This window comes from Streptomyces prasinopilosus (assembly GCF_001419695.1).
Taxonomy (GTDB): Bacteria; Actinomycetota; Actinomycetes; order Streptomycetales; family Streptomycetaceae; genus Streptomyces; species Streptomyces prasinopilosus.
In genome coordinates this window covers 1-7,620 of the sequence record NZ_LIRG01000146.1, presented here as the reverse complement: position 1 = coordinate 7,620, position 7,620 = coordinate 1, and the positions used below count along the sequence as shown (strand labels likewise).

Below are 7,620 nucleotides of genomic sequence, written 5' to 3'. Positions count from 1 at the left end.
CCGCGCGCCTCGTGGACCCCGTGCGTACCGTGCCGCCCCACCCGTGCCCGCGGGTTCTCGCTCTCGGCGTACCCGGCCCCGTCCGGGAACTTCGCCGGTGCTCCGCACGCTTGCATACAGTGGCAGGACCGGCACAAACGGCGGACGCGACGACCGCCTCCGCGATCGAAGGGACGTACATGCCCATGGGTCACACGGCCACCGCCCAGGCAGGCTCCGGAGGCCTGACAGCGACCGAGCACCGGCTGTCCAACGGCCTGCGCGTGGTGCTCTCCGAGGACCACCTGACCCCCGTCGCGGCGGTGTGCCTCTGGTACGACGTCGGCTCGCGTCACGAAGTCAAGGGACGCACCGGCCTGGCTCACCTCTTCGAGCACCTGATGTTCCAGGGGTCCGGCCAGGTGAAGGGCAACGGCCACTTCGAACTGGTCCAGGGCGCCGGAGGCTCGCTCAACGGCACCACCAGCTTCGAGCGGACCAACTACTTCGAGACCATGCCGGCCCACCAGCTGGAACTCGCCCTCTGGCTCGAGGCCGACCGCATGGGCTCCCTGCTGGCCGCCCTGGACGAGGAGTCCATGGAGAACCAGCGGGACGTCGTCAAGAACGAGCGCCGGCAGCGCTACGACAACGTCCCCTACGGCACGGCCTTCGAGAAGCTGACCGCCCTCTCCTACCCGGAGGGCCACCCGTACCACCACACGCCCATCGGCTCGATGGCGGACCTGGACGCGGCCACCCTGGAGGACGCCCGCGCCTTCTTCCGCACGTACTACGCGCCGAACAACGCCGTGCTCTCCGTCGTCGGTGACATCGACCCGGAGCAGACGCTCGCCTGGATCGAGAAGTACTTCGGCTCCATCCCGTCCCACGACGGCAAGCCCGAGCCCCGTGACGGCTCGCTGCCCGAGATCATCGGGGAGGAGCTGCGCGAGCTCGTCGAGGAGGAGGTCCCCGCGCGTGCGCTGATGGCCGCCTACCGGCTGCCCGAGGACGGCACCCGCGCGAGCGACGCGGCGGACCTGGCGCTCACCGTCCTCGGCGGCGGCGAGTCCTCGCGGCTCTACAACCGGCTGGTGCGACGGGACCGCACGGCCGTGGCGGCCGGGTTCGGCCTGCTGCGGCTGTCCGGGGCACCCTCCCTGGGCTGGCTGGACGTGAAGGCGTCCGGTGACGTGGAGGTGCCCGTCATCGAGGCCGCGATCGACGAGGAGCTCGCCCGGTTCGCCGAGGAGGGACCCACCGCCGAGGAGATGGAGCGCGCCCAGGCGCAGCTGGAGCGCGAGTGGCTGGACCGGCTCAGCACCGTCGCCGGTCGGGCCGACGAGCTGTGCCGGTACGCCGTCCTGTTCGGCGACCCGCAGCTCGCCCTCGGCGCCGTCGGCCGCATCCTCGACGTGACCGCCGAGGACGTCCGGGAGATCGCCAGGGCCCGCCTGCGTCCCGACAACCGCGCGGTGCTCGTCTACGAGCCGGTCGCCGCCGGAGCCGGGGAGTCCGAAGAAGCCGCGGCGGCCGGCACCGAAGAGGCCGCGGCCGCAGGCACCGACGAGAACGAGGAGACGGCGAAGTGACCGAGCTCGCCACGATGGACTTCCACCCCCGGCCGCAGGCGGGCGAGGCCCGTCCCTGGGCCTTCCCGGCCCCCGAGCGCACCACCCTCGGCAACGGCCTGACGGTGCTGCGCTGCCACCGCCCCGGCCAGCAGATCGTCGCCGTCGAGGTGCTGCTCGACGCACCCCTGGAGGCCGAGCCGGCCGGACTCGACGGTGTCGCCACGATCACCGCCCGGGCGTTCTCCGAGGGCACCGACAAGCACTCCGCCGAGGACTTCGCCGCCGAACTGGAGCGCTGCGGCGCCACCCTGGACGCCTACGCCGACCACCCCGGCATCCGCCTGAGCCTCGAGGTGCCCGCCTCACGGCTCGCCAAGGGGCTCGGGCTGCTCGCCGACGCCCTCAGGGCGCCCGCCTTCGCCGACGGCGAGATCGAGCGCCTCGTCCGCAACCGGCTCGACGAGATCCCGCACGAGCTGGCCAACCCCTCCCGCCGCGCCGCCAAGGAACTCTCCAAGGAGCTGTTCCCGGCGACGTCGCGCATGTCCCGCCCGCGCCAGGGCACCGAGGAGACGGTCGCGGCCATCGACGCGGCGGCCGTACGCGCCTTCTACGAGAAGCACGTCCGCCCCGCGACCGCCACCGCGGTCGTCGTCGGCGACCTCACCGGCACCGACCTGGACGGGCTGCTCGGCGACACCCTCGGCGCCTGGACCGGATCGACCGCCCGGCCGCGCCCCGTTCCGCCGGTCGCCGCCGACGACACCGGCCGGGTCGTGATCGTGGACCGCCCCGGAGCCGTACAGACGCAGCTGCTCATCGGCCGCGTCGGGGCGGACCGGCACGACCGCGTGTGGGCCGCGCAGGTGCTCGGCACCTACTGCCTCGGCGGCACCCTCACCTCCCGGCTGGACCGCGTCCTGCGCGAGGAGAAGGGCTACACCTACGGCGTACGGGCGTTCGGCCAGGTCCTGAGGTCCGCCCCGGACGGCACCGGCGCGTCGCTGCTCGCCATCAGCGGCTCCGTCGACACCCCGAACACCGGACCCGCCCTGCAGGACCTGTGGACGGTGCTGCGCACCCTCGCCGCGGAGGGCCTCACCGACGCCGAACGCGACGTCGCCGTGCAGAACCTGGTGGGTGTGGCGCCGCTCAAGTACGAGACCGCCGCGGCCGTCGCCGGCACCCTGGCCGACCAGGTGGAACAGCACCTGCCCGACGACTACCAGGCCGAGCTGTACCGGCGGCTCGCCGCCACCGGCACCGTGGAGGCGACCGCGGCGGTGGTGAACGCCTTCCCGGTGGACCGTCTCGTGACCGTCCTGGTCGGCGACGCGGCGAAGATCAAGGAGCCCGTCGAGGCGCTCGGCATCGGCGAAGTCACCGTGGTGTCCGCCGAGTAGACGGACCGTCGGCGGCCGGGAGGCCGCCGGGAGGCGGTCCGCGGAGCCCCGTGGGCGCCCCGGCGCGGTGCACCCGCGCGCGGCCCTGGTGACGTGAAGGTCACCAGGGCCCGCTTATGCCCGAATTGGGACGGGAGATGCCCGTCTGGCCTGTGGGATGCGCTACAAAAACCGGGATCCGCTTGGGAATCGAAACGCGTCCCGTTTAGCTTCATGCGGTCTGTTCGTAGGGCAGTGCGCCGCAGCCGCGGCACCGGACAGTCATCGCCGAGTCCCCGTACGGCGCGAGCCAGGGGAGCCGGGGACCCAACCGTCCCTGGGGTGAATCGGACGCCCGCGCGTGCCGCGAGGGGGCCCGTAGGAGACCTTCCTGCTCCGAACCCGTCAGCTAACCCGGTAGGCGAGAGGGAAGGAAAGGACCACCCTGTACATGGCGTTCACCCGCGCCCCCGGGAAGCACCGCCGTCCCGGTCGCGTGCACCGCGGCACCGCCAAGGCGGCGGGCGTCGCGGCCCTCACCACCACCGGTGTCATCGGCTCCTTCGCGGCTCCGGCGCTCGCCGCCGAACCCGCCGCGGAGCAGACCGGCCTCACCCCCGTGATCACCCTGGGCGACGAGGCCGCCGCCCAGGTCGACGCCCAGGCGGCCGCCCAGCACGAGGCCGCCCGCGAGGCGGCCCAGGCCGCCGCCCGCGAAGCCGCCGAGAAGGCCGCGCGCAAGAAGGCGGCCGAGGAGGCGGAGAGGGTCCGCGAAGCCGAGGAGCGCGCCGCGCGGGAGGCCGAGCGCAAGCGCCTGAACACCTTCGTGTCCCCTATCGCGGGCTCCTACGTCTCGACCGGTTACCTGTCCGGCGGCGCCGTCTGGTCCTCCGGCACGCACACGGGCGTCGACTTCCACGCCGCGAGCGGCACCCCCGTGCTCTCGGTCGGCATGGGCACCGTCGTCGAGGCCGGCTGGGGCGGCGCCTACGGCAACCAGGTCGTGATCAAGATGCACGACGGGACGTACACCCAGTACGGCCACCTGTCGTCCGTCGGCGTCTCGGTGGGCCAGCAGGTCACCCCGGGGCAGCAGATCGGCGTCTCCGGCGCCACCGGCAACGTCACCGGCGCGCATCTGCACTTCGAGGCCCGCACCACCGCCGAGTACGGCTCCGACATCGACCCCGTCGCGTACCTCCGCGCGCACGGCGCGAACCTCTGACCGGGCACGCGCCCCCGCCCTCCGCACGCGCCCTCCGCACGCGCCTCCACGTCCGTGTGATCCCCGGCGTCACGGGGGTCCGCTTTCCGCGGTACGGCCCCGGCCCCTCTTCGGGCCGGGGCTTTCTGCCTTTCCGGCGGGCAGTCCGTTGTCCAAAAAACGGACGTGATTCCCGGCGCACCGTCGGAAATTCCCGCGCGTTGCAATAGAGTCACGGAACAGGCGTCGCCCGTTGACGTGGTGCGGGAATTAATTCGGAGGTCGGTCATGCGCATTCCGGCGCACTCGGTGTGCACGGCGATCCGGGACGACATCGTCTCGGGTGTCTACGAGCGTGGCGGCCGGCTCACCGAGGAACTCCTCGCCCGCCGCTACGGCGTCTCCCGCGTCCCCGTCCGGGAGGCCCTGCGCACCCTGGAGGCCGAGGGCTTCGTGGTGACCCGGCGGCACGCGGGCGCGTGCGTCGCGGAACCCACCGAGCGGGAGGCCGCCGACCTGCTGGAGATGCGGCTGCTGCTGGAGCCGCTCGGGGCCTCCCGTGCCGCGCAGCGCCGCACCGAGGCCCACCTGAAGGTGCTGCGCGGCCTGGTCCGGCTGGGCCAGGAGCGGGCCCGCCGGGGCCACAGCGACGACCTGCGCTCCCTGGGCGGCTGGTTCCACGAGACGCTCGCCCAGGCGTCCGGCAGCCCGACGCTGACGTCGACGCTGAGCCGGCTCCGGCACATGATCGGCTGGATGTACGAGGTGCGGGGGACGAGGGACCCGGTGGAGTGCTGGGCGGAGCACGGCGCGCTCGTGGACGCCGTGGTGCGCGGGGACGCCGAGCGCGCGCGTGCGGTCATGGCGCTGCACACCGAGCGCGCCGCCGCCGCCCACCGGCTGCGCTTCGCCCCCGGAACCGCCGGGGCCGCCGGGGCCGGGCGCGCGGACCGGGCGGCCCGCGCGGAGGGTGTGAGGAACGCGCAACATCCCGTAAACACACCGAGCCTGCGCTCTTAACACGGGTGCCGTACACAAAAGGGAGCGCTATTGCAGGGCATTTATTTCCTGCTGTGCGGAAACGGGGAAAGAGAAAGGCCTGCCCGGTGATCCGGGCAGGCCTTTCAATGGTGCGTTCCGACGCCGGTGGATCGCGGAGTGCCGTGACCGTGCGGGAAGTGACACGGACGGCGTGCCACCGGATCCGCGAGGGCGTCACCGGTTCGGGCGCGAGGAATCAGACGGTCTCGGGGAGTTCCTCGAGACCCTCGGAGACCAGCTTCGCCAGCCGGTCGAGGGCGGCGTCGGCCCCCTCGGCGTCGGAGGCGAGGACGACCTCCTCGCCACCCTGGGCCCCCAGGCCCAGAACGGCCAGCATGGAGGCCGCGTTGACGGGGTTGCCACCGGCCTTGGCGATCGTCACCGGTACGCCGGTGGCCGTGGCGGATCGGACGAAGATGGAAGCGGGGCGGGCGTGGAGGCCCTCGGCCCAGCCGACGTTGACGCGGCGCTCAGCCATGTGGTGCTGCCCTTCGGAGTTCAAGTTGTCTAGACCAGTTTCCCATAGTGCGAGGCGTGCCGGGGACGGCACCGGGAACGGCGTCCACCGACGCTCCCGGCGGCACCGGACCGCGGCCCCGGTCCGGTGCGTGCCCCCGCGGGCCGCCTCGCACCGTCACCGTACGCGAGCCGTACGCTGGGGCCCATGCAGACCTCCGCGGACCGGCATGAGTACCCCGCCCACTGGGAGGCCGACGTGGTGCTGCGCGACGGTGGCACCGCGCGCGTGCGGCCCATCACCGTCGACGACGCCGAGCGTCTGGTCAGCTTCTACGAGCAGGTGTCGGACGAGTCGAAGTACTACCGCTTCTTCGCGCCCTACCCCCGCCTGTCCGCCAAGGACGTGCACCGCTTCACCCACCACGACTTCGTGGACCGGGTGGGACTCGCGGCCACCGTGGGCGGCGAGTTCATCGCCACCGTGCGCTACGACCGGATCGGCCCCGACGGGACGCCCGCGTCGGCACCGGCCGACGAGGCCGAGGTCGCCTTCCTCGTGCAGGACGCCCACCAGGGCCGGGGCATCGCCTCCGCCCTGCTCGAGCACATCGCCGCCGTCGCCCGGGAGCGCGGCATCCGCCGGTTCGCCGCCGAGGTGCTGCCCGCCAACAGCAAGATGATCAAGGTGTTCACGGACGCCGGGTACACCCAGAAGCGCAGTTTCGAGGACGGCGTCGTCCGCCTCGAGTTCGGCCTCGAACCCACCGACCGCTCCCTGGCCGTGCAGCAGGCGCGCGAGCAGCGCGCCGAGGCCCGCTCGGTGCAGCGGCTGCTCGCCCCGGGCTCGGTCGCCGTCATAGGCGCCGGCCGCACGCCCGGTGGCGTGGGCCGCAGCCTCCTCGACAACATCCGGGACGCCGGGTTCACCGGCCGCCTGTACGCCGTGAACAAGGCCCTCCCGCCGGACGGGGGGGAACTCGACGGAGCCGCCGGGGTGCCCGCCCACCGCTCGGTGCGGGACATCGACGGCCCCGTCGACCTCGCGGTCGTCGCGGTGCCCGCCGACGACGTCCCCGAGGCCGTGGCCGAATGCGGCGAACACGGGGTGCAGGGGCTCGTCGTCGTGTCCGCCGGGTACGCGGAGGCGGGCCCCGACGGCCGCGAGCGCCAGCGCGCCCTCGTCCGCCAGGCCCGCTCGTACGGCATGCGGATCATCGGGCCGAACGCGTTCGGCGTCATCAACACCTCCCCGGACGTACGGCTGAACGCCTCGCTCGCGCCGCAGATGCCGCGTCCCGGCCGCATCGGCCTGTTCGCCCAGTCCGGAGCCATCGGCATCGCCCTGCTGTCCCGGCTGCACCGGCGCGGCGGCGGGGTCACCGGCGTCACGGGCGTGTCCACCTTCGTGTCCTCCGGCAACCGGGCCGACGTCTCCGGCAACGACGTCATGCAGTACTGGTACGACGACCCGGACACCGACGTCGCCCTGATGTACCTGGAGTCCATCGGCAACCCCCGCAAGTTCACCCGCCTCGCCCGCCGCACCGCGGCGGTGAAGCCCCTGGTCGTGGTCCAGGGAGCCCGGCACGGCTCCGGGCCCCGCGGGCACGCCGTGCGCGCGACGCGCCTGCCCCACGCCACCGTCTCCGCGCTGCTGCGCCAGGCCGGGGTGATCCGGGTGGACACCATCACGGAACTGGTCGACGCGGGCCTGCTGCTCGCCCGCCAGCCGCTGCCCTCCGGGCCCCGGGTGGCGATCCTGGGCAACTCCGAGTCCCTGGGGCTGCTCACCTACGACGCCTGCCTCGCCGAGGGGCTGCGCCCGCACCGCCCGCTGGACCTCACCACCGGGGCGTCCGCGGCGGACTTCCACGCGGCGCTGTCCCGGGCCCTGGCCGACGACACCTGCGACGCCGTGGTGGTGACCGCGATCCCGGCCCTGGGGGAGCCGCCCACCGACGACGCGGCGCTCGCCGGG

The 7,620-nt window shown here is 73.5% G+C and carries 6 protein-coding genes and 1 riboswitch; of the genes, 5 read left to right on the top strand and 1 reads right to left on the bottom strand.

From position 1 onward, the window contains the following. The first annotated feature begins 179 nt into the window (after positions 1 to 179). The 4 genes from AOK18_RS07550 to AOK18_RS07535 all read left to right on the top strand — a co-directional run bounded on the left by AOK18_RS07550 (position 180) and on the right by AOK18_RS07535 (position 5,162). Complete coding sequence (locus tag AOK18_RS07550) at positions 180 to 1,574, top strand: M16 family metallopeptidase (protein ID WP_079104886.1); 1,395 nt, start codon at positions 180 to 182, stop codon at positions 1,572 to 1,574. Continuing rightward, complete coding sequence (locus AOK18_RS07545) at positions 1,571 to 2,959, top strand: M16 family metallopeptidase (RefSeq protein ID WP_055693817.1); 1,389 nt, start codon at positions 1,571 to 1,573, stop codon at positions 2,957 to 2,959. The genes AOK18_RS07550 and AOK18_RS07545 overlap by 4 nt, the downstream gene beginning before the upstream one ends. 255 nt (positions 2,960 to 3,214) lie before the next feature. Beyond that, a riboswitch (cyclic di-AMP (ydaO/yuaA leader) is annotated at positions 3,215 to 3,377 on the top strand. A 12-nt stretch (positions 3,378 to 3,389) separates the two neighbouring features. Continuing rightward, positions 3,390 to 4,163 (top strand): M23 family metallopeptidase, encoded by a 774-nt coding sequence (locus AOK18_RS07540; protein ID WP_055574821.1) that lies wholly within the window; start codon positions 3,390 to 3,392, stop codon positions 4,161 to 4,163. A gap of 267 nt (positions 4,164 to 4,430) precedes the next feature. Further along, a complete protein-coding gene (locus AOK18_RS07535) occupies positions 4,431 to 5,162 on the top strand; it encodes a GntR family transcriptional regulator (protein WP_055693816.1) in 732 nt (243 codons plus the stop codon). 217 nt (positions 5,163 to 5,379) lie between these two features. Here the strand turns inward: AOK18_RS07535 and AOK18_RS07530 are convergent, their stop codons facing one another. Next, positions 5,380 to 5,661, bottom strand: coding sequence for an HPr family phosphocarrier protein (locus AOK18_RS07530; RefSeq protein ID WP_055574823.1), 282 nt, complete (start codon positions 5,659 to 5,661; stop codon positions 5,380 to 5,382). Positions 5,662 to 5,847: 186 nt separating this feature from the next. Here AOK18_RS07530 and AOK18_RS07525 point away from each other — a divergent pair. Then, positions 5,848 to 7,620: GNAT family N-acetyltransferase (locus AOK18_RS07525; protein WP_139058525.1), on the top strand; the 1,773-nt coding region annotated here is incomplete at its 3' end.

What these genes read in the sequence shown, in the direction of transcription:
- AOK18_RS07540 (WP_055574821.1), top strand. Translation starts at nt 3,390, where the DNA reads ATGGCGTTCACCCGCGCCCCCGGGAAGCACCGCCGTCCCGGTCGCGTG.
- AOK18_RS07530 (WP_055574823.1), bottom strand. Translation starts at nt 5,661, where the DNA reads ATGGCTGAGCGCCGCGTCAACGTCGGCTGGGCCGAGGGCCTCCACGCC.
- AOK18_RS07550 (WP_079104886.1), top strand. Translation starts at nt 180, where the DNA reads ATGCCCATGGGTCACACGGCCACCGCCCAGGCAGGCTCCGGAGGCCTG.
- AOK18_RS07535 (WP_055693816.1), top strand. Translation starts at nt 4,431, where the DNA reads ATGCGCATTCCGGCGCACTCGGTGTGCACGGCGATCCGGGACGACATC.